General features: G+C 68.8%; 15 protein-coding genes. 7 read left to right on the forward strand and 8 right to left on the reverse strand.

Translation table 11 applies throughout. The features are described from left to right. Positions 1-275: 275 nt before the first annotated feature. From tuf to rpoB, 6 genes are all read right to left on the reverse strand, one after another. On the reverse strand, positions 276-1,466 hold the full coding sequence (gene tuf, locus H9I38_RS05840) for an elongation factor Tu (protein WP_226337821.1): 1,191 nt from the start codon (positions 1,464-1,466) through the stop codon (positions 276-278). 232 nt (positions 1,467-1,698) lie between these two features. Then, positions 1,699-3,813, reverse strand: a complete 2,115-nt coding sequence (fusA, locus tag H9I38_RS05845) for an elongation factor G (protein WP_226337822.1) — start codon at positions 3,811-3,813, stop codon at positions 1,699-1,701. Positions 3,814-3,900: 87 nt separating this feature from the next. Then, a complete protein-coding gene (gene rpsG / locus H9I38_RS05850) occupies positions 3,901-4,371 on the reverse strand; it encodes a 30S ribosomal protein S7 (RefSeq protein ID WP_226337823.1) in 471 nt (156 codons plus the stop codon). Continuing rightward, entirely contained in the window at positions 4,371-4,742 is a 372-nt protein-coding gene (rpsL, locus tag H9I38_RS05855; RefSeq protein WP_226337824.1) for a 30S ribosomal protein S12, read from the reverse strand. The genes rpsG and rpsL overlap by 1 nt, the downstream gene beginning before the upstream one ends. Before the next feature lie 419 nt (positions 4,743-5,161). Then, positions 5,162-9,052, reverse strand: a complete 3,891-nt coding sequence (locus tag H9I38_RS05860; protein WP_226337825.1) for a DNA-directed RNA polymerase subunit beta' — start codon at positions 9,050-9,052, stop codon at positions 5,162-5,164. Positions 9,053-9,164: 112 nt separating this feature from the next. Next, entirely contained in the window at positions 9,165-12,671 is a 3,507-nt protein-coding gene (gene rpoB / locus H9I38_RS05865) for a DNA-directed RNA polymerase subunit beta (protein WP_264177443.1), read from the reverse strand. Positions 12,672-12,994: 323 nt separating this feature from the next. Between rpoB and H9I38_RS05870 the strand changes: the two genes are divergently transcribed. Both H9I38_RS05870 and H9I38_RS05875 read left to right on the forward strand, forming a co-directional pair. Further along, complete coding sequence (locus tag H9I38_RS05870) at positions 12,995-14,194, forward strand: acetyl-CoA C-acetyltransferase (protein ID WP_226337827.1); 1,200 nt, start codon at positions 12,995-12,997, stop codon at positions 14,192-14,194. After that, entirely contained in the window at positions 14,191-14,829 is a 639-nt protein-coding gene (locus H9I38_RS05875) for a YdcF family protein (protein ID WP_226337828.1), read from the forward strand. The genes H9I38_RS05870 and H9I38_RS05875 overlap by 4 nt, the downstream gene beginning before the upstream one ends. On the opposite strand, the gene H9I38_RS05880 is transcribed toward H9I38_RS05875, so the two are convergent. Next, positions 14,826-15,572, reverse strand: coding sequence for a FadR/GntR family transcriptional regulator (locus H9I38_RS05880; RefSeq protein WP_226337829.1), 747 nt, complete (start codon positions 15,570-15,572; stop codon positions 14,826-14,828). The two genes, H9I38_RS05875 and H9I38_RS05880, sit on opposite strands and share 4 nt — an antisense overlap. Before the next feature lie 214 nt (positions 15,573-15,786). On the opposite strand from H9I38_RS05880, the gene eat reads away from it, so the two are divergent. The 5 genes from eat (at position 15,787) to H9I38_RS05905 (ending at position 21,596) form a co-directional block, all read left to right on the forward strand. Beyond that, positions 15,787-17,220 (forward strand): ethanolamine permease, encoded by a 1,434-nt coding sequence (gene eat / locus H9I38_RS05885; protein WP_226337830.1) that lies wholly within the window; start codon positions 15,787-15,789, stop codon positions 17,218-17,220. A 66-nt stretch (positions 17,221-17,286) separates the two neighbouring features. Further along, positions 17,287-18,660 carry a glutamine synthetase family protein gene (locus H9I38_RS05890; protein ID WP_226337831.1) on the forward strand — a complete coding sequence of 458 codons (1,374 nt, stop codon included), beginning with the start codon at positions 17,287-17,289 and terminating at the stop codon, positions 18,658-18,660. Continuing rightward, the gene (locus H9I38_RS05895; protein WP_226337832.1) at positions 18,647-19,411 is read left to right on the forward strand and encodes a gamma-glutamyl-gamma-aminobutyrate hydrolase family protein; all 765 of its coding nucleotides are present in this window, start codon (positions 18,647-18,649) and stop codon (positions 19,409-19,411) included. The genes H9I38_RS05890 and H9I38_RS05895 overlap by 14 nt, the downstream gene beginning before the upstream one ends. 6 nt (positions 19,412-19,417) lie before the next feature. Beyond that, entirely contained in the window at positions 19,418-20,773 is a 1,356-nt protein-coding gene (locus tag H9I38_RS05900; RefSeq protein ID WP_226337833.1) for an aldehyde dehydrogenase family protein, read from the forward strand. A gap of 43 nt (positions 20,774-20,816) precedes the next feature. Next, positions 20,817-21,596 (forward strand): 3-oxoacyl-ACP reductase, encoded by a 780-nt coding sequence (locus H9I38_RS05905; protein WP_226337834.1) that lies wholly within the window; start codon positions 20,817-20,819, stop codon positions 21,594-21,596. An 86-nt stretch (positions 21,597-21,682) separates the two neighbouring features. On the opposite strand, the gene rplL is transcribed toward H9I38_RS05905, so the two are convergent. Next, positions 21,683-22,060, reverse strand: coding sequence for a 50S ribosomal protein L7/L12 (gene rplL / locus H9I38_RS05910; protein ID WP_226337835.1), 378 nt, complete (start codon positions 22,058-22,060; stop codon positions 21,683-21,685). Positions 22,061-22,114 lie beyond the last annotated feature (54 nt).

Below are 22,114 nucleotides of genomic sequence, written 5' to 3' on the forward strand. Positions count from 1 at the left end.
CGGCCGCCCCGCACCGGGCATTATCCCGGCCGGGCTTCCAGCTCGCGGGAAGCGATCTCTCACGGACGAACCGTGACGTGAGGGCACAGCTGTGCGCACACAACTTCTCTAGTCTGACAGATTCGGAGCCACTTGGCCAATCCCCTTCCCGCCAAGGTCACGAGGGTCACACGACACCCCCCCCTGAATACAGAGAAGAGCCCCGAACACTCCGTGGAGTGTTCGGGGCCCTTTCAGACCGTGACCCGTTGCCGGGTCAGACCATCAGCAGAGAACTACTTGATGATCTTGGTGACGCGGCCCGAGCCGACCGTACGGCCGCCCTCGCGGATGGCGAAGCCGAGGCCCTCCTCCATGGCGATCGGCTGAATGAGCTCGACCGACATCTCGGTGGTGTCGCCCGGCATGACCATCTCGGTGCCCTCGGGCAGCGTGATGACGCCCGTGACGTCCGTGGTGCGGAAGTAGAACTGCGGACGGTAGTTCGAGTAGAACGGGTTGTGGCGGCCGCCCTCATCCTTGGAGAGGATGTAGACGTTGCCCTCGAACTCGGTGTGCGGGGTGATGGAACCCGGCTTCACCACGACCTGGCCGCGCTCGACATCGTCGCGCTTGAGGCCGCGGAGGAGAAGACCGCAGTTCTCGCCGGCCCAGGCCTCGTCGAGCTGCTTGTGGAACATCTCGATGCCCGTGACCGTGGTCTTCTGGATCGGACGGATGCCGACGATCTCGACCTCGGAGTTGAGGGCGAGGGTGCCGCGCTCGGCGCGACCCGTGACAACGGTGCCGCGGCCGGTGATCGTGAAGACGTCCTCGATCGGCATGAGGAACGGCTTGTCGCGATCGCGAACCGGGTCCGGGATGGACTCGTCGACGGCCTCCATGAGGTCCTCAACGGACTTGACCCACTCCGGGTCGCCCTCGAGAGCCTTGAGGCCCGAGACGCGGATGACCGGGGCGTTGTCGCCGTCGAAGTCCTGCGAGGAGAGGAGCTCGCGCACCTCCATCTCGACGAGGTCGAGGAGCTCCTCGTCCTCGACCATGTCGGACTTGTTGAGGGCCACGAGGAGGTACGGAACGCCGACCTGGCGGGCCAGGAGGACGTGCTCGCGCGTCTGGGCCATCGGGCCGTCAGTGGCGGCCACAACGAGGATGGCGCCGTCCATCTGAGCAGCACCGGTGATCATGTTCTTGATGTAGTCAGCGTGACCCGGAGCGTCGACGTGCGCGTAGTGGCGCTTGTCCGTCTGGTACTCAACATGCGAGATGTTGATGGTGATGCCGCGCTGGCGCTCCTCCGGAGCCGAGTCGATCGAGCCGAAGTCGCGCGTCTCGTTGAGGTCCGGGAACTTGTCCGCGAGAACCTTGGAGATGGCAGCCGTCAGCGTGGTCTTGCCGTGGTCGACGTGACCGATGGTGCCGATGTTAACGTGCGGCTTGCTCCGCTCGAACTTTGCCTTCGCCACTTGTTCCTCCTAGAACGTATTCAGAAGACTGAGGTGACAGCCGAGTTTCCCGGCTGATGCTTGTTCAAGTCTACTGTGGGCTTGAATTTTCTCGAAATCTCGGTCCGAAGACTCGCGGCGGTACCGGAGCGGACCGATGGTGTTCCTCGCAGCCGTCCGGGCGGCGAGGAGGTTTCCGCTCTCCCCCGGGGCGCCGGGCGAACCCGACGCCCCGGGATGAGCGGACCCAGAACTACTCGCCGCGAGCCTTCTGGATGATCTCGTCCGCCACGGCCTTCGGGACCTCAGCGTAGGTCTCGAACGTCATGGAGTAGACGGCACGGCCCTGCGTCTTGGAGCGCAGGTCGCCGATGTAACCGAACATCTCCGAGAGCGGGACGGAAGCGCGGATGATCTTCACGCCGGCGGCATCCTCCATCGACGCGATCTGGCCGCGGCGGGAGTTGATGTCGCCGATGACGTCGCCCATGTACTCCTCAGGAGTGCGGACCTCGACGGCCATGACCGGCTCGAGGAGAACCGGGTTGGCGCGGCGCACGCCCTCCTTGAAGACCTGGGAGCCGGCGATCTTGAACGCCATCTCCGAGGAGTCGACGTCGTGGTAGGCGCCGTCGATGAGGGTCGCCTTGACGCCCACCATCGGGTAGCCGGCGAGAACGCCGAGCTGCATGGCGTCCTGGATGCCCGCGTCCACCGACGGGATGTACTCGCGCGGGATGCGGCCGCCCGTGACGGCGTTCTCGAACTCGTAGAACGTGTCCTCGGTGACCTCGAGCGGCTCGAACGTGACCTGCACCTTGGCGAACTGGCCGGAACCGCCGGTCTGCTTCTTGTGCGTGAAGTCGACCTTCTCGACCTTCTTCTTGATGGTCTCGCGGTAGGCGACCTGCGGCTTGCCGACGTTGGCCTCGACCTTGAACTCGCGCTTCATGCGGTCCACGAAGACGTCGAGGTGGAGCTCGCCCATGCCGCCGATCTCCGTCTGGCCCGTCTCCTCGTTGAGGGACACCGTGAAGGTCGGGTCCTCGGCGACGAGCTTCTGGATGGCGGTGGAGAGCTTCTCCTGGTCGCCCTTCGTCTTCGGCTCGATGGCCACGAAGATGACCGGCTCCGGGAACTGCATCGACTCGAGGACGATCGGGTGGTCCGGGTTGCAGAGCGTGTCGCCCGTCGTCGTGTCCTTGAGGCCGATGACCGCGTAGATGTGGCCGGCGAAGATGTCCTCCACCGGGTTCTCCTTGTTCGCGTGCATCTGGAAGAGCTTGCCGATGCGCTCGCGCTTGCCCTTCGTGGAGTTGAGCACCTGGGCGCCCGACTTGAGGGAGCCCGAGTAGACGCGCACGAAGGTGAGCGTGCCGAAGAACGGGTGCGAGGCGATCTTGAACGCGAGGGCGGAGAACGGCTCGTCCTTGGACGGCTTGCGGGTGAGCTCGACCGACTCGTCCTTCGGGTCGTGGCCGATCATCGGCGGCACGTCGAGCGGGGACGGGAGGTAGTCGATGACCGCGTCGAGCATCGGCTGCACGCCGCGGTTCTTGAACGCCGAGCCGCAGAAGACCGGGTAGACCTCGGAGTTGACCGTCATCTTGCGGATGCCGGCCTTGAGCTCCTCGAGCGTGAGCTCCTCGCCCTCGAGGTACTTCTCCATGAGCTCCTCGGAGGACTCGGCAACCGTCTCGACGAGCTGGTTGCGGTACTCCTCAGCGCGCTCCTGGAGGTCCGCGGGGATCTCCTGGACCTCGTAGGCGGCGCCCATCGTGACGTCGCCCTTCGCGTCACCCGGCCACACCTGGGCCTTCATGGTGAGGAGGTCGACGACGCCGACGAAGTCGTTCTCAGCGCCGATCGGCAGCTGCATGACGAGCGGCTTCGCGCCGAGGCGGCTGACGATGGTGTCGACGGTGAAGTAGAAGTCCGCGCCGAGCTTGTCCATCTTGTTGACGAAGCAGATGCGGGGGACGTCGTACTTGTCCGCCTGGCGCCAGACGGTCTCCGACTGGGGCTCGACGCCTTCCTTGCCGTCGAAGACGGCGACCGCGCCGTCGAGGACGCGGAGGGATCGCTCGACCTCGACCGTGAAGTCGACGTGGCCCGGGGTGTCGATGATGTTGATCTGGTTGTCGTTCCAGAAGCAGGTCACGGCGGCCGACGTGATCGTGATGCCGCGCTCCTTCTCCTGCTCCATCCAGTCGGTCGTCGAGGCGCCGTCGTGCGTCTCGCCGATCTTGTGGTTCACACCCGTGTAGAAGAGGATGCGTTCCGTCGTCGTCGTCTTGCCGGCATCGATGTGCGCCATGATGCCGATGTTGCGGACCTTGTTGAGGTCGTTGAGCACGTCCTGTGCCACGGTTTCTCCCTGTGTTGAGGCGAGTGAAGCGGAACGACCGGCGCCGGGGGCTGATCTCTCAGCGGCTCCGGCGCCGGTCCCCCACGGTTACCAGCGGTAGTGGGCGAAGGCCTTGTTGGACTCGGCCATCTTGTGCGTGTCCTCGCGGCGCTTCACAGCGGCGCCGAGACCGTTGGAGGCGTCCAACAGCTCGTTCATGAGGCGCTCCGTCATCGTCTTCTCGCGGCGAGCCTTCGAGTAGCCGACGAGCCAGCGGAGGGCCAGCGCGGTGGCGCGGCCCGGCTTGACCTCGACCGGCACCTGGTAGGTGGCGCCGCCGACGCGGCGGGAGCGGACCTCAAGGGTCGGGCGGACGTTGTCCATGGCCTTCTTGAGCACCGTCACGGCGTCTCCGCCGGACTTGTTGGCAACGCCCTCGAGTGCACCGTAGACGATGCGCTCGGCCGTCGACTTCTTGCCGTCGACGAGAACCTTGTTGATGAGCTGCGTCACGAGCGGCGAACCGTACACCGGGTCGTTGACGAGCGGACGCTTGGGAGCGGGACCCTTACGAGGCATTACTTCACCTTCTTCGCGCCGTAGCGGCTGCGTGCTTGCTTGCGGTCCTTGACACCCTGGGTGTCAAGCGCGCCGCGGATGATCTTGTAGCGGACGCCCGGAAGGTCCTTCACACGGCCGCCGCGGACGAGCACGATGGAGTGCTCCTGGAGGTTGTGGCCGACGCCCGGGATGTAGGCGGTGACCTCGACGCCGCCGTTGAGGCGGACGCGGGCGACCTTGCGGAGAGCCGAGTTCGGCTTCTTCGGCGTGGTGGTGTAGACGCGCGTGCAGACGCCGCGTCGCATCGGGCTGCCCTTGAGGGCGGGGGCCTTGGTCTTCTCGACCTTCGGCGTGCGGCCCTTGCGGACCAGCTGCTGAATAGTAGGCACTATGCGATCTTTCTGAAGTGAGTTCAGGGGCGGATCTGCCCGGCGTTGGCCGAGCGGATCCAGACGTGCAAAAGCGTGGCATTTGTCGCGCAAGTTCCCCGCGACCCGGAAACAGGCACATGCACATCCTGGGATGCGCAGCCATCATCCTCTGCCACACAAATCAAATCTTTGCCAGTCTATCAGATGCGGAGAGGCCCGGCCGACCGAGCGCCCACTCGCCCCTGCCCCTTCCGGATCGCTATGGAGCCCCCGCGCCGGCCTCGCACGGGGTAACGGCTTCATCGCAACTGCTCGTCCTGGAAGGCCCAGTCGCCGCTCGTCCCCTGACCGGCCAGAGGCGGCGCGGCCGCACAAGAAAGGGGCGGGACCGCGCCGGAAGCGCAGCCCCGCCCCGTTCAGGCGGCGGAGTTCAGGACTTAACCGTTGTCCTGGCCCATCGAGAAGTCGTCCAGGCTCATCGCGTGGAAGTCCGGCGCCAGCGAGTCGTCAAGACCCGCGTACCCGAAGTCCGGGAAGGACGTCGGAGCCGAGTAGAGCGCGGACTTGGCCTCCTCGGTCGGCTCAACAGACACGTTGTTGTACCGATCCAGACCGGTGCCGGCCGGGATGAGGTTGCCGATGATGACGTTCTCCTTGAGGCCGAGCAGCGGATCGCTCTTCGCCTCCATGGCGGCCTGCGTGAGGACACGCGTGGTCTCCTGGAAGGACGCGGCGGAGAGCCACGACTCGGTGGCGAGCGACGCCTTGGTGATGCCCATGAGCTCCGGGCGGCCCGAGGCGGGGTTCTTGCCCGCCTGGACGGCCTTCCGGTTCTCGGACATGAACCGCGCGCGGTCCACGAGCTCGCCCGGGAGCAGGTTCGTGTCGCCCTGCTCGATGACCGTCACGCGGCGGAGCATCTGGCGGACGATGACCTCCACGTGCTTGTCGTGGATGCCGATGCCCTGCGAGCGGTACACGCCCTGGACCTCGTCCACGAGGAACTTCTCCGCGGCGCGCGGGCCGAGGATGCGCAGAACCTGCTTCGGGTCCACCGGGCCGTTGACGAGCTGCTGCCCGACCTCGACGCGGTCGCCGTCGGCCACGAGCAGCCGCGAGCGGCGGAGCACGGGGTACGCCATCTCCTCGTCGCCCTCGTCCGGGGTGACGATGATGCGCATCTGCTTCTCGCCGTCCTCGATCGTCACGCGGCCGGCGGCCTCGGCGATCGGGGCCACGCCCTTCGGCGTGCGCGCCTCGAAGAGCTCCTGGATGCGCGGGAGACCCTGCGTGATGTCCTCGCCGGAGGCCACGCCGCCGGTGTGGAACGTGCGCATGGTCAGCTGCGTGCCGGGCTCGCCGATGGACTGGGCGGCGATGATGCCCACGGCCTCTCCGATGTCCACGAGCTTGCCCGTGGCCAGCGAACGGCCGTAGTCGAGGGCCGAGATGCCGACCTCGGAGTCGGACGTGAGCACCGAGCGGACCGACACCTCGCGGATGCCGGCCTTGAAGAGCTTGTCGATGAGCTCCACTCCGACGTCGTCGTTGCGGCGGGCCAGCACGGTGCCGTCCTCCGCCACGACGTCCTTCGCGAGGTTGCGCGCGTAGACCGAGGTCTCCACGTTCTCGTGCAGGTGCCAGTTGCCCGCGGCGTCCTGCTCGGCGATCGGCAGCGTGAGGCCGCGCGTCGAGCCGGAGTCGTGCTCGCGGACGATGACGTCCTGCGAGACGTCCACGAGGCGGCGGGTCAGGTAGCCCGAGTTCGCCGTGCGGAGCGCCGTGTCGGCGAGGCCCTTGCGGGCGCCGTGCGTGGCGATGAAGTACTCGAGAACGGTCAGGCCCTCACGGTAGGAGGACTTGATCGGACGCGGGATGATCTCGCCCTTCGGGTTGGCCACGAGGCCGCGGATGCCGGCGATCTGGCGGATCTGGTTCCAGTTGCCTCGGGCGCCCGAGGTGACCATGCGGTACACGGTGTTGAGCTTCGGGAAGCTCTCCTCCATGGACGTGGCGACCTCGGCCGTGGCCTTGTTCCAGATGTCGATGAGCTCCTGGCGGCGCTCCTCGTCCGCGAGCAGGCCCTTGTCATACTCCCGCTCGACCTTGGAGGCGCGAGCCTCGTAGCCCGCCATGATCTCCGGCTTCTGCGGAGGCGCGGCGATGTCCGAGATGGCCACCGTGACGCCCGAGCGCGTGGCCCAGTAGAAGCCGGCGGACTTCAGGTTGTCCAGCGTCTCCGCCGTGACGACCTTCGGGTAGCGCTCCGCGAGGTCGTTGACGAGGCCCGAGAGGGAGCCCTTGTCCGCGACCCGCTCGAACCACGGGTAGTCCTCCGGCAGCGTCTCGTTGAAGATGACCTGGCCGAGCGAGGTCTCGATGAGGGCCGGCTGGCCCTCCTCCCAGCCCTCGGGGGCCGGCTGGTCCTCGGACGGCACGAAGCCCTCGACGCGGATCTTCACGACGGCGTTGAGGTGGATCTCCCCGGCGTCGTGCGCCATGACGGCCTCGGCCGCAGACGTGAACACGCGGCCCTCGCCCTTGGCGCCCTCGCGCTTGGTCGTCAGGTGGTGCAGGCCGATGATCATGTCCTGCGAGGGCAGGGTGACCGGCTTGCCGTCCGACGGCTTGAGGATGTTGTTCGAGGACAGCATGAGCACGCGGGCCTCGGCCTGCGCCTCCGGGGAGAGCGGCAGGTGGACGGCCATCTGGTCGCCGTCGAAGTCGGCGTTGAAGGCCGCGCAGACGAGCGGGTGCAGCTGCAGGGCCTTGCCCTCGACGAGCTGCGGCTCGAACGCCTGGATGCCGAGGCGGTGCAGCGTGGGCGCGCGGTTCAGGAGAACCGGGTGCTCGGTGATGATCTCCTCGAGCACGTCCCAGACCTGCGGGCGGTAGCGCTCCACCATCCGCTTGGCGGACTTGATGTTCTGCGCGTGGTTGAGGTCCACGAGCCGCTTCATGACGAACGGCTTGAAGAGCTCGAGCGCCATCTGCTTCGGCAGGCCGCACTGGTGCAGCTTGAGCTGCGGGCCGACGACGATGACCGAGCGGCCCGAGTAGTCGACGCGCTTGCCGAGCAGGTTCTGGCGGAAGCGGCCCTGCTTGCCCTTCAGCATGTCGGAGAGCGACTTGAGCGGGCGGTTGCCCGGACCCGTCACCGGACGGCCGCGGCGGCCGTTGTCGAACAGCGAGTCCACCGCCTCCTGGAGCATGCGCTTCTCGTTGTTGACGATGATCTCCGGCGCGCCGAGGTCCAGCAGGCGCTGGAGGCGGTTGTTGCGGTTGATCACGCGGCGGTAGAGGTCGTTGAGATCGCTCGTCGCGAAGCGTCCGCCGTCGAGCTGGACCATCGGGCGGAGCTCCGGCGGGATCACCGGAACGGCCTCGAGGACCATGCCGAGCGGGCTGTTGTTCGTCGACAGGAACGAGTTGACCACCTTGAGGCGCTTGAGCGCGCGCGTCTTGCGCTGGCCCTTGCCGTTGGCGATGGTCTCGCGGAGGACCTCCGCCTCGGCCTCGAGGTCGAAGTTCTCGAGGCGCTTCTTGATCGCCTCGGCGCCCATCGAGCCCTCGAAGTAGAGGCCGTAGCGGTCGCGGAGATCGCGGAAGAGCGCCTCGTCTCCCTCGAGGTCGGCGACCTTGAGGTTCTTGAAGCGGTCCCAGACGCGCTCGAGCTTCTCGATCTCGGCGTCGGCGCGCTTGCGGACCTGCGCCATGGCCTTCTCGGCCTGGTCGCGGACCTTCTTCTTCTCCGGGGCCTTGGCGCCCTCGGACTCGAGACGCGCGAGGTCGTCCTCGAGGTCCTTGGCGATGGCCGCGATGTCCGAGTCCCGGGTGGACTCGAGGTTCTTCTTCTCGAGGTCGTGCTCGGCCTGGAGGTTCGGGAGGTCCGCGTGGCGGCCCTCCTCGTCCACGCTGGTGACCATGTAGGCCGCGAAGTAGATGACCTTCTCCAGGTCCTTCGGGGCGAGGTCCAGGAGGTAGCCGAGGCGCGAGGGGACGCCCTTGAAGTACCAGATGTGCGTCACCGGCGCGGCGAGCTCGATGTGGCCCATCCGCTCGCGGCGCACCTTGGCACGCGTCACCTCGACGCCGCAGCGCTCGCAGACGATGCCCTTGAAGCGGACGCGCTTGTACTTGCCGCAGGCGCACTCCCAGTCGCGGGACGGGCCGAAGATCTGCTCGCCGAACAGGCCGTCCTTCTCCGGCTTGAGGGTGCGGTAGTTGATGGTCTCGGGCTTCTTGACCTCGCCGTAGGACCAGGCGCGGATCTGCTCTGCGGTGGCGAGGCCGATGCGCATCAGGCTGAAGGAGGATTCAGTGGACATAGGTCCTTGTCTCTCTTCTCTCGTGAAAGTTGCAGTGAAGTCTGTGGGATGGGGGCCTGCGGCGGCCGCCCGGGCGCGGGGTCTCCCCCCGTCAGACCGGACGGCCGGCTCGTCAGACCTCCTCGACGGAGCTCGGCTCGTTGTGAGACAGGTCGATGCCGAGTTCTTCCGCGGCCCGGAAGACTTCATCGTCCGAGTCACGCATTTCAACAGCGGTGCCGTCCGCGGAGAGGACCTCCACGTTGAGGCAGAGCGACTGCATTTCCTTGATGAGCACCTTGAACGACTCCGGAACGCCGGGCTCCGGGATGTTCTCGCCCTTGACGATCGCCTCGTAGACCTTGACGCGGCCGTGGATGTCGTCCGACTTGATGGTCAGGAGCTCCTGCAGCGTGTAGGCCGCGCCGTACGCCTCGAGGGCCCACACCTCCATCTCGCCGAAGCGCTGTCCGCCGAACTGCGCCTTTCCGCCCAGCGGCTGCTGGGTGATCATCGAGTACGGGCCGGTGGAGCGCGCGTGGATCTTGTCGTCCACGAGGTGGTGCAGCTTCAGGATGTACATGTAGCCGACCGAGATCGGGTCCGGGAACGGCTCGCCCGAGCGGCCGTCGATGAGACGGGCCTTGCCGGAGGCGCCGATGAGGCGCTGTCCGTCACGCGTCGGGTTGGTCGAGTCCAGGAGCGCGGTGATCTCGTTCTCGTGGGCGCCGTCGAACACCGGGGTGGCGACGGTGGTGGGGCCGGTCTCCCGCGGGAGGTTCGGAAGGGACTTGGCCCACTCCGGCTCGCCCTCGATCTTCCAGCCCTGCTTGGCGGCCCAGCCGAGGTGGATCTCGAGGACCTGGCCGATGTTCATGCGGCCCGGAACGCCGAGCGGGTTGAGCACGACGTCGACCGGGGTTCCGTCCTCGAGGAACGGCATGTCCTCGACCGGCAGGATCTTCGAGATGACGCCCTTGTTGCCGTGGCGTCCGGCGAGCTTGTCGCCGTTCGTGATCTTGCGCTTCTGGGCCACGTAGACGCGGACCAGCTGGTTCACGCCGGGCGCCAGCTCGTCGTCGTTCTCGCGGTCGAAGATGCGCACGCCGATGACGGTGCCGGACTCGCCGTGCGGCACCTTGAGGGACGTGTCGCGGACCTCGCGGGACTTCTCGCCGAAGATGGCGCGCAGCAGGCGCTCCTCCGGGGTCAGCTCCGTCTCGCCCTTCGGGGTGACGCGGCCGACGAGGATGTCGCCCGCCTCCACCTCGGCGCCGATGTGGATGATGCCGCGCTCGTCGAGCTGGCTCAGCATCTCCTCGGAGACGTTCGGGATGTCCCGCGTGATCTCCTCGGCTCCGAGCTTGGTGTCTCGAGCGTCCACCTCGTGCTCCTCGATGTGGATCGAGGTGAGCATGTCGTCCGAGACGACGCGCTGCGAGAGGATGATGGCGTCCTCGAAGTTGTGGCCCTCCCAGGACATGAACGCCACGAGCATGTTGCGGCCGAGCGAGAGCTCGCCCTCGTCCGTCGAGGGGCCGTCCGCGAGGACCGTGCCGGCCTCGACGCGCTGGCCCTCGTCCACGACGACGCGCATGTTGTACGCGTTGCCCTGGTTCGAGCGGGCGAACTTCATGATCGGGTAGCTCGACTGCGTGCCGTCGTCGTTGAGGACGGTCACGAGGTCAGCCGAGACCTCCTTGACGACGCCCGGCTTGGCCGAGAGCGCGGAGTCTCCCGCGTCGATCGCGGCGTAGCGCTCCATGCCGGTGCCGACGAGCGGGCGCTCCGTCTTGAGGAGCGGCACCGCCTGGCGCTGCATGTTGGCGCCCATGAGGGCGCGGTTCGCGTCGTCGTGCTCGAGGAACGGGATGAGCGCGGTGGCCACGGAGACCATCTGCCGCGGGGAGACGTCCATGTAGTCCACGCGGTTCGGCTCGATGAGCACCGGCTCGCCGTCGCCGCCGCGCTGGCGCACGAGGACGAGGTCCTCGGCGAAGCGGAGGTCGTCCGTGAGCGGAGCGTTCGCCTGGGCGATGTAGTTCTCCATCTCGTCGTCAGCGGTGAGGTAGTCCACCTCGTCCGTGACCTGGCCGTCCCGCACGCGGCGGTACGGCGTCTCGATGAAGCCGAACGCGTTGATGCGGCCGTAGGAGGCCAGCGAGCCGATGAGGCCGATGTTCGGGCCTTCAGGCGTCTCGATGGGGCACATGCGGCCGTAGTGCGACGGGTGGACGTCACGGACCTCCATGCCCGCGCGGTCGCGGGAGAGGCCGCCCGGGCCGAGCGCCGAGAGGCGGCGCTTGTGGGTCAGGCCCGCGAGCGGGTTGTTCTGGTCCATGAACTGCGAGAGCTGGGACGTTCCGAAGAACTCCTTGATCGCAGCGACCACGGGGCGGATGTTGATGAGCGTCTGCGGCGTGATGGCCTCGACGTCCTGCGTGGTCATGCGCTCGCGCACGACGCGCTCCATGCGGGACAGGCCCGTGCGGACCTGGTTCTCGATGAGCTCGCCGACGGCGCGGATGCGGCGGTTGGCGAAGTGGTCGATGTCGTCCACCTCGACGCGGATCTCGACCGGCTCGCCGTCCCGCTCGCCCTTGACCGTCTTCTCGCCGGCGTGGAGGGCCACGAGGAAGCGGATCATGGCGGCGATGTCATCCACCGAGAGGACCGACGCATCCGGGTCGTCCAGCGGACGGTCCACGCCCACCTTGCGGTTGAGCTTGTAGCGGCCCACCTTCGCAAGGTCGTAGCGCTTCGGGTTGAAGTAGAGGTTGTTGAGGAGGTTCTCCGCGGCCTCGACGGTCGGCGGCTCGCCCGGACGGAGCTTGCGGTAGATGTCGAGCAGCGCGTCCTCACGGGTCTCGACGCTGTCCTTCTCGAGGGTGGCGCGGATCGAGTCGTACTCGCCGAACTCCTCGAGGATGCGGGACTCGGTCCAGCCGAGGGCCTTGAGCAGAACCGTCACGGACTGCTTGCGCTTGCGGTCGAGGCGGACGCCGACCTGGTCGCGCTTGTCGATCTCGAGCTCGAACCAGGCGCCGCGGGACGGGATGACCTTGGCGCTGTAGATGTCTTTGTCACTCGTCTTGTCCGGGGCCTTCTCGAAGTAGGCGCCCGGGGAGCGGACGAGCTGCGAGACGACGACGCGCTCGGTGCCGTTGATGATGAACGTGCCCTTGTCCGTCATGAGCGGGAAGTCGCCCATGAAGACCGTCTGCTGCTTGATCTCGCCCGTGTTGTTGTTCATGAACTCGGCCTTGACGTACAGCGGAGCCGCGTAGGTCGCGTCGCGGTCCTTGCACTCGGCCATCGTGAACTTCGGGTCGGCGAACTCCGGGTCGGAGAAGCTGAGGGACATCGTCTCCTGGAAGTCCTCGATCGGGGAGATCTCCTCGAAGATCTCCGCGAGGCCCGAGGTCAGGTTGACGCCCTTGTCCCCGGAGTCGACGGCGCGCTGCACGCGCTCCTGCCAGCGCTCGTTGCCGACGAGCCAGTCGAAGGACTCCGTCTGCAGAGCGAGGAGGTTGGGGACGTCCAGGGGTTCCGGGATCTTCGCGAACGAGTAGCGTTCAGCGGCTTGCGCGCGCGCGGGCACGCTAGCGGTTTCAGAGTGTGAGGTGCTCGAGGCGACCAAGAGGGATCCTTTCACAGACCTTTTTCGAGTCAGCTTCAGACACGTTCGGGCCCACCGCTATATGAAGGCACGCGAAATGAACACAGAAGCAAAGCACCAGTCTATGGGGTCGGAGCTTCCCTTGTCCAGCCCTCGTGTGGTATGTGACGCGCGGCGACACAGAACGGCTCGGAGCGGAGCCCCGAACCCCTCCGCTCGAACCCGCCGCCCGGCACTGTGCCTGCCGCCGCACGGGGCGCTAGGGTGGCACACAAGCGACGCGCGTCACATTCAGGCCCCCAAGGCCGGGGCGCGCCCCACTCCCTCTGACCAAGGAGCACCTCATGACCCAGAGCAACGGCAGCCCGGACGACGTCGTCATCGTCGGCGGAGCGAGGACCCCGCAGGGCCGCGTCAAGGGCCAGCTCGCCTCCTTCAGCGCGGTGGACCTGGGCGGCGCCGCCATCCGGGGCGCCCTCGAGCGCAGCGGCGTCTCCCCCGAGGCCGTGGACTTCGTGCTCATGGGGCAGGTGGTCCAGGCCGGCTGCGGACAGAACCCGTCCAAGCAGGCCGCGGTCAAGGCCGGCATCGCGCTCGACGTCCCCACGATGACGCTCAACAAGGTCTGCCTCTCGGGCCTCAGCGCGGTCATCGACGCCGCGAGGATGATCCGCCTCGGCGACGCGGAGGTCGTCGTCGCCGGCGGCATGGAGTCGATGACCAACGGGCCCCACCTGCTCCCCGGCTCCCGCATGGGATGGACGTACGGAGACGTGACCGCGAAGGACTCCGTGGCGCACGACGGCCTGACGGACGCGTTCGACGACGAGTCGATGGGCGCCTCCACGGAGCGCCACAACACCCGGCTGGGGATCGGCCGCGAGGTGCAGGACGAGATCGCGGCGGCCTCCCACCAGCGGGCGGCCAAGGCTCTCGACGCCGGCCGCCTGCAGCGGGAGATCGTGCCGATGGCCGTTCAGCAGCGCAAGGGCGAGCCGCTCGTCCTCGACGCGGACGAGGGCGTCCGCCCTGAGACGACCGCCGAGGGGCTCGGCCGACTCCGCCCGGCCTTCGCGAAGGACGGGACCATCACGGCCGCCTCCTCCTCGCCGCTCTCCGACGGCGCTGCAGCCCTCGTGCTGACCTCCCGCCGGCGGGCCGAGGCCGAGGGCTGGGAGGTGCTCGCCACGGTGCGCTCCGCCGGCCAGGTGGCCGGCCCGGACAACTCCCTCCAGTCCCAGCCTGCGAACGCCATCGCGGCGGCCGCCCGGCGCGAGGGGATCGAGACGGATGCGCTCGACTTCATCGAGATCAACGAGGCCTTCGCCGCCGTGGTCCACCAGTCCGCCCAGGACCTCGGCTGCCCCCTCGAGAGGATCAACGTGAACGGCGGCGCCATCGCGCTCGGCCACCCGATCGGCGCGTCCGGTGCGCGCCTCGCCCTCACCGCCGCGCTCGAGCTCGCCGAGCGCGGCTCCGGGACGGCCGCCGTGGCCCTCTGCGGAGGCGGCGGACAGGGCGAGGCCCTCATCCTCTCGCGGTGACGGCGCGCGCGCTCGCGGCGGCGGCCCTGGCCTACGGCGCCTGCTGCGCCGCCGCCTACGCGGCCGCCGTCCGGCGCGGGCGCGAGCTCCCCGCGGGGTTCCGCCCGGAGGCCGTCGTCGTGCTCGGAGCGGGGCTCGAGGGGGAGCTCGTCACTCCCCTGCTCGCCTCTCGCCTTGACCGGGCCCTCGAGGTGCTCGAGGCCGAGGAGCAGCGGGGACGGCGCCCGCTCGTCGTCGCGAGCGGCGGACGGGGGCCGGACGAGGCCGTTCCGGAGGCGGTGGCCATGAAGCGCTACCTCGAAGCCCGGGGAGTCGGCGCCGAGCGGATTCTCTGCGAGGACCGCTCGGAGAGCACCCGGGAGAACCTCGAGCTGAGCCGCCGGCTCCTCCCTGACCCGAAGGCGCCCGTCTGCATCGTGACGAGCGGCTTCCACGGACCCCGCGCGGCGCTGCTCGCCCGCCGGGTCGGGCTCCGAGCCCGCACCGCCGGGGCCCGGACAGCCCTCCACAGCCTGCCGAAGGCCGTGGCGCGGGAGTCGGCGGCCCTCGGCGTCGCCACGCTCCCCGTCCACGCGGCGGCGGGGCTCGCGCTCGCCGGGGCGCTCGCCCTGCGCGCCGCCGCCCGGAGGGGCTAGCCGGAGCGGCCTTCGTCCCCGAGGAGGAACCCCCTCAGCAGGGACTCGGTGCCCTCGAGGTGCTCGCAGGCGAGCGCCTCGGCCTGCTCGGCGTCCCCTTCGAGGACGGCGGCGAGGATGCGCTCGTGCTGCCGGTTGGAGTTCTCGAGGTTCGAGGGCAGGAGGGGGATCCTGTTGAGGAGGCCGTTGGCCAGCGAGCGGGCCTCGACCGCGGCGTCCACGAGGTGCTGGGAGCCGGTGGCCTCCGCGAGCGCAATGTGGAACCTCGAGTCCAGCCTGCGGTAGTGCGCCGCCTCCCCCTCGCGGACCGCCCGGCAGGCCGCCCTCAGGGCGGAGCGGCGCTCGGCGGTGAGCGTGGACTGCGCGGCCACGCGGGCGACTCCCGCCTCGATGACCCTGCGGTACACGAGGATCCCATTGATCTCCGCGGGCGAGTGGACGGCCGTCTCGGACGCCTCGGGGACGGCGTCCGTCACCACGGTTCCGCCGTAGCGCCCCCGCCTCACCTCGAGGAAGCCGGCCGCCTGGAGGTCCTGGAGGACGCTGCGCAGGGTGGTCCGCGAGACGCCGAGCCGGGCGGCGAGGTCCCGCTCCGGCGGAAGGCGCCATCCGGGAGGGAAGGCGCCGACCTTGATGAGGTCGAGCAGCGCCTCGAAGGTGGTCTCGAGCGCGTTGCCCGGGCGGACAGGACGGATGAGGGGCCCTGCGGGGACTCCCTCCCCCTCGGCCTCGGACGCTTCCACGAGCCTGTCCCCCTTCCCTCGGCGCGCACGGAGTCCGCCGCCAGCGGTCCGTTTTCAGACCTCCAGCCTAGCCGAGACGGATGCGGCTGCCGCCCTGCGAACAGAGTCCGACGACGGACGGGCAGACAGTGCTTGACAGAGTGATGTGACCTGGATCATGCTTTCACCCAAGCCCAATGGTTTGAATCTCAACCATTAAGACCGGAGGTGCCGCATGGCCCGCACACACATCGAGTACTCGGCCGAGGACTCGGACTACCTCGCCAAACGGCAGCTCAACAAGGGCGCCGCCGGGTGGCTCCTCCTCGCCGGGCTCGGCGTGGCCTACGTCATCTCGGGCGACTTCTCCGGCTGGAACCTCGGTCTCGCCGTCGGCGGGTGGGGCGGCCTCCTCATCGCGTTCGCGCTCATGGGCCTCATGTACACGTGCATGGTGTTCGGGCTGGCGGAGCTCTCCTCGACCCTGCCCACCTCGGGCGCCGGGTACGGCTTCGCCCGCCGGGCGCTCGGGCCTCTCGGCGGCTTCGCCACGGGCGTGGCCATCCTCATCGAGTACGCGGTGGCCCCGGCCGCGATCGCCACGTTCATCGGCGGATACATCGAGTCGCTCCACCTCTTCGGCATCACGAACTCGTGGCCGGTGTACCTCGTGGCCTACGTCGTCTTCATCGGCATCCACACCGTGGGCGTCGGCGAGGCGCTCAAGGTCATGTTCGCCATCACGGCCGTGGCGGTCGCGGCCCTGCTCCTCTTCATCGGCGCGATGATCCCGCACTTCCACGGACACAACCTCGTGGACATCGCTCCCACGTCCGCTCCCGGCGCCTCCGCGTTCCTGCCGTTCGGGATCACCGGCGTCCTCGGGGCCCTCGTCTTCGGCATCTGGTTCTTCCTCGCCGTGGAGGGCGTTCCGCTCGCGGCCGAGGAGTCCGCGAACCCCCGCAAGGACATGCCGCGCGGCATCATCGCGGCCATCCTCGTCCTGCTCGTGACGGGCCTCGCCGTCCTTCTGCTCGCCCCCGGAGGCGCCGGCGCCCAGGCGATGTCCTCCTCCGAGTCTCCGCTGCCGGACGCTCTGCGGCACGCCTACGGCCAGAACAGCTGGATCGCCACAGCCGTCAACTACGCCGGGCTCGCCGGGCTCGTCGCGAGCTTCTTCTCCATCATCTTCGCGTACTCGCGGCAGCTCTTCGCCCTCTCCCGGGCCGGATACCTCCCCACGTGGATCTCGCTCACCACGCGGCGCAGCACTCCCGCGATCGCGCTCATCATCCCCGGCACCATCGGGTTCATCCTCGCGGCCGTGCTCCGGGACGGATCCCTCCTCATCAACATCGCCGTCTTCGGCGCGACCGTCTCCTACGTGCTCCTCAACCTCTCGCACATCGTGCTGCGCGTCCGCGAGCCCGAGCTGCCCCGGGGCTACCGCACTCCCGGCGGGATCGCGACGACGTCGGTCGCGCTCGTCCTCTCCCTCGTCGCCGTCGTCGCGACCTTCGTGGTGGACGTGACCGCCGCCTCGATCACCCTCGGCATCTTCGCCCTCGCCCTCGCCTACTTCTGGTTCGTGAGCCGCCACCGGATCGTCGGCGCGGCTCCCGAGGAGGAGTTCGCGGCCCTCGCCGAAGCCGAGTCGAAGCTCCACTGACCGTCTACAGCGGCCCGAACCTGACCCCTGCCGCTCCCCGACACCCCACCGAATGAAGGACTGACCATGACAGCACCCACCGCAGCCCCCGGCATGCTCACCGAGCAGGAGCTCCGCTCCCTCGTCGAGTCCGGGGAGATCGACACCGTCGTCGTCGCCATCACCGACCACCTCGGGAGGCTCCAGGGCAAGCGCTGCGGCGCGCGGCACTTCCTCGACGACGTCCTGGCCCACGGGGTGGAGGGGTGCAACTACCTCCTCGCCGTCGACGTGGACAACAACACCGTGGACGGCTACGCCCTCTCCTCCTGGGAGAGCGGCTACGGAGACCTCAAGATGGTTCCGGACCTCTCCACCCTCCGCCGCCTCCCCTGGGCGCCCGGGTCCGCGCTGGTCCTCTGCGACATCGTGACGATGGAGGACGAGCCGATCCCGATGTCCCCGCGGCAGATGCTCAGGCAGCAGCTCGAGCGCCTCGAGAAGCTCGGCTACCGGGCCAACGCCGCCACGGAGCTCGAGTTCATCCTCTTCGAGGACGACTTCGACACGGCCCAGCAGCTCCACTACACGGACCTCACCCCCTCCACGCAGCACAACGTCGACTACTCGCTCCTCGCCACGAGCCGGATCGAGCCCGTCATCCGGGACATCCGCGTGGGCATGGAGGGCGCGGGCATGACCGTGGAGGCCGCCAAGGGCGAGTGCAACCTCGGCCAGCAGGAGATCACGTTCCGCTACGGGCCGGCCCTGCGCACCGCGGACAACCACTCCGTCTACAAGACCGGGGCCAAGGAGATCGCGGCCGCCCACGGGCAGTCGCTCACCTTCATGGCCAAGTTCAACGAGCGCGAGGGCAACTCGTGCCACGTCCACTTCAGCCTCACAGACCTCGAGGGCAACCCCGTCTCCACGGGCGACCGCGAGCACGGCTTCAGCGAGGTCATGGAGCAGATGATCGCGGGCCAGCTCGCCTGCCTCGAGGAGTTCGCGCTCTTCTTCGCGCCGAACATCAACTCCTACAAGCGCTTCCGCGAGGGCAGCTTCGCCCCGACGGCGATCGCCTGGGGCATGGACAACCGCAGCTGCGCCGTCCGCGTCGTGGGGCACGGCCCCTCGCTGCGGATCGAGCACCGCGTGGGCGGCGGCGACGTCAACCCGTACACGATCCTCGCCGCCATCGTCGCGGCCACCTGCCACGGCATCGAGAACGGGCTCGAGCTCGAGCCGATGACCCAGGGCAGCGCGTACACCACCGACGCCCCGCGCATCTCCACGACCCTCCGCGAGGCCCGGGACCGCTTCCGGGGCGCCGAGAAGGCCAAGGCGGCGTTCGGGGAGGACGTCGTGGAGCACTACGCCCACGCCGCGGACATCGAGATCGCCGACTTCGAGGCGGCCGTCACGGACTGGGAGAGGAGCAGGGGCTTTGAGCGGCTCTGAGACGCGCCCGGTCATCGGCATCACCACCTACCTGCAGCAGGGCTCGTGGGGCGTGTGGAACGGCATGGCCGCCATCGTCCCCCTCCAGTACGCCACGGCGATCGTGGACTCCGGCGGCACACCCGTCCTCTTCCCGCCCCTCGGGGACGACTACCGGGTGCTCGACGGCGTCGACGGCCTCATGCTCATCGGCGGCGGAGACGTGGACCCCGGCCGGTACGGGGCGGAGCCGCATGAGAAGACCGTCTCGGACCAGGCGCGGGACGCCTACGAGTTCGGGCTCCTCGCCGCCGCCGAGGAGGCCGGGCTCCCCACCCTCTGCGTGTGCCGCGGAGCCCAGGTCCTCAACGTGGCCCGCGGGGGCACGCTGCACCAGCACCTGCCGGACGTGCTCGAGCACGCCGACCGCTACCGCCCGGCGCCCGCGGTCTTCGGGGACACCCCCGTGACCACCGATCCGGGATCCGCCGCGCGGGGGATCCTCGGGGAGCGCGCCGTCGTCTCCTCGTACCACCACCAGGGCATCGACCGCGTCGGGCGCGGGCTCTCCGTCACGGCCCGCTCGGAGGACGGGCTCCCGCAGTTCCTCGAGGCCGAGGGCCCCCAGTGGCTCGTGGCCACCCAGTACCACCCGGAGGAGCGCCCGGACGAGGCGGGCGTCTTCGAAGAGCTCGTGCGCCAGAGCGCCGAGTTCGCGCGCCGAGGACGGCGCCTTCCTGAGACCACCGCACGGCCGACGACGAAAGGCTGAGAAGACATGACGAGACACGACGTCCTCAACCCGGCGACCGAAGAGGTCGTCAAGACCATCGAGCTCGCCGACGAGCGGGCCGCCGACGAGGCGATCGCCCGCGCCCAGAAGGCCTTCGAGACCTGGCGGAACACCGACCCGTCCGACCGGGCCCGCCTGCTGCGCCGGTTCGCGGACCGGCTCGACGCCGCGAACGAGGAGCTCGCCCGGCTCGAGGTGGCCAATGCCGGCCACACGATCGGCAACGCCCGGTGGGAGGCGGGGAACGTCCGGGACCTCATGGAGTACTCCGCCGGCGCCCCCGAGCGCCTCACCGGAGACCAGATCCCCGTGCCCGGCGGCATGAACGTCACCTTCCACGAGCCGATCGGGGTCGTCGGCGTGATCGTTCCCTGGAACTTCCCCATGCCGATTCTCGGCTGGGCCCTCGGCCCCGCCCTGGCCGCCGGAAACACCGTGGTGGCCAAGCCCGCCGAGCTCACGCCGCTGACCGCGATGCGCATCGCGGAGCTCGCCCTCGAGGCCGGACTCCCCGAAGGCGTCTTCCAGGTGGTGCCGGGCTCCGGGGCCGTCGTCGGCGAGCGGTTCACCTCCCACCCGGCCGTCCGGAAAGTGGTCTTCACCGGGTCCACGGCGGTGGGCAAGCACATCATGGCCCGCTGCTCGGACCAGCTGAAGCGCGTCACGCTCGAGCTGGGCGGGAAGAACGCCAACATCGTCTTCGCGGACGCTGACCTCGACGCCGCGGCAGCGGCAGCCCCCGGCGGCGCGTTCGACAACGCGGGCCAGGACTGCTGCGCCCGCTCCCGGATCCTCGTGCAGCGGTCCGTGCTGGATGAGTTCCTCGAGAAGCTCGAGCCGGCCGTCCGCGGCTTCGCCTGCGGCGACCCCTCGGACGAGTCCACCGGCATGGGCCCGCTCATCTCGGCGTCTCACCGGGACAAGGTTCAGGAGTACATCGAGGGCGGCGACGTGCTCGTCCGCGGCACCGCGCCCGAGGGCAAGGGGTACTGGGCGGCGCCGACGGTCCTCATGAGCCGCGGCCCGGAGGACCGGGCCTTCGCCGAGGAGGTGTTCGGGCCGGTCGTGTCCGTGCTCCCGTTCGAGGACGAGGCCGAGGCCGTTCGGATCGCGAACGACACGGACTACGGCCTCTCCGGGTCCATCTGGACGCGGGACGTGGGACGGGCCATCCGCGTCAGCCGCGGCGTCGAGAGCGGAAACCTCTCCGTCAACTCCCACAGCTCGGTCCGCTACTGGACCCCGTTCGGCGGCTTCAAGCAGTCCGGCCTCGGCCGCGAGCTCGGCCCGGACGCAGTTAAGGCCTTCACCGAGACGAAGAACGTCTTCTTCGCCTCCTGACCCTCCCCTTCTTCCGCAGACATCTCAGAAAGGAAACAGCCTCATGCAGGACGTCAAGGCACATCGACTCGAGGGGCGCGTCGCCGTCGTCACCGGCGGAGCATCGGGAATCGGCCTCGCGGCCTCCCGCCGCCTGGCCGCCGAAGGCGCTCGCGTGGTCATCGGCGACCTCACGGTCGAGCAGGGCGAGGCCGTGGCCGCGGAGCTCGACGGGCTCTTCGTCAAGACCGACGTGACCCAGGAGGACCAGGTCGCGAACCTCTTCGACGAGGCCAAGCGGGTCTACGGCAGCGTGGACATCGCCTTCAACAACGCCGGCATCTCGCCCGCGGACGACGCCTCCATCCTCGACACCGGCATCGACGCCTGGCGCAAGGTCCAAGAGGTCAATCTGACGAGCGTCTTCTACTGCTGCAAGCACGCGCTCGGGCACATGCGGGAGCAGGGGCGGGGCTCCATCATCAACACGGCCTCCTTCGTGGCCGTCATGGGCGCCGCCACCTCCCAGATCTCCTATTCGGCGTCGAAGGGCGGCGTCCTCTCGATGAGCCGAGAGCTCGGCGTCCAGTTCGCGCGCGAGGGGATCCGCGTCAACGCCCTCTGCCCGGGGCCGGTCAACACTCCCCTTCTCAAGGAGCTGTTCGCCAAGGACCCGGTCCAGGCGCAGCGCCGCCTGGTCCACGTCCCGATGGGCCGGTTCGCTGAGCCGGAGGAGCTCGCCGCCGCCGTCGCGTTCCTCGCCTCGGACGACTCCTCCTTCATCACCGCCAACACGTTCCTCGTGGACGGCGGCCTCTCCGGCGCGTACGTCACGCCGGAGTAGAGGACGACGGCGAACGCAGGAAGGCCCCGCACCGTGATCGGTGCGGGGCCTTCCGCGAGTCGGAGTCCGGACTGGCCGGACGGAGACTACTTGAGGGTGACGGTCGCGCCAGCGCCCTCGAGCTGCTCCTTGGCCTTCTCGGCCGTCTCCTTGTTGACGCCCTCGAGGACCGGCTTCGGGGCGCCGTCGACGAGGTCCTTGGCCTCCTTGAGGCCGAGGCTCGTGAGGGCGCGCACCTCCTTGATGACGCCGATCTTCTTGTCGCCAGCGGCCTCGAGGATGACGTCGAACTCGTCCTTCTCCTCCTCGGCAGCGCCGCCGTCGCCGCCCGCCGGGCCGGCAACCGCAACCGCGGCAGCGGTGACGTCGAACTTCTCCTCGAACGCCTTCACGAACTCGGAGAGCTCGATGATGGACATTTCCTCGAATGCTGCCATGAGCTCGTCGTTGCTGAGCTTCGCCATAATGGCTTCCTTCCTGTGTTCGGCCCGCGCTCACTCGGCGCCGGCCGGATGTCT

The organism is Arthrobacter sp. UM1 (assembly GCF_020483305.1).
Taxonomy (GTDB): domain Bacteria; phylum Actinomycetota; class Actinomycetes; order Actinomycetales; family Micrococcaceae; genus Falsarthrobacter.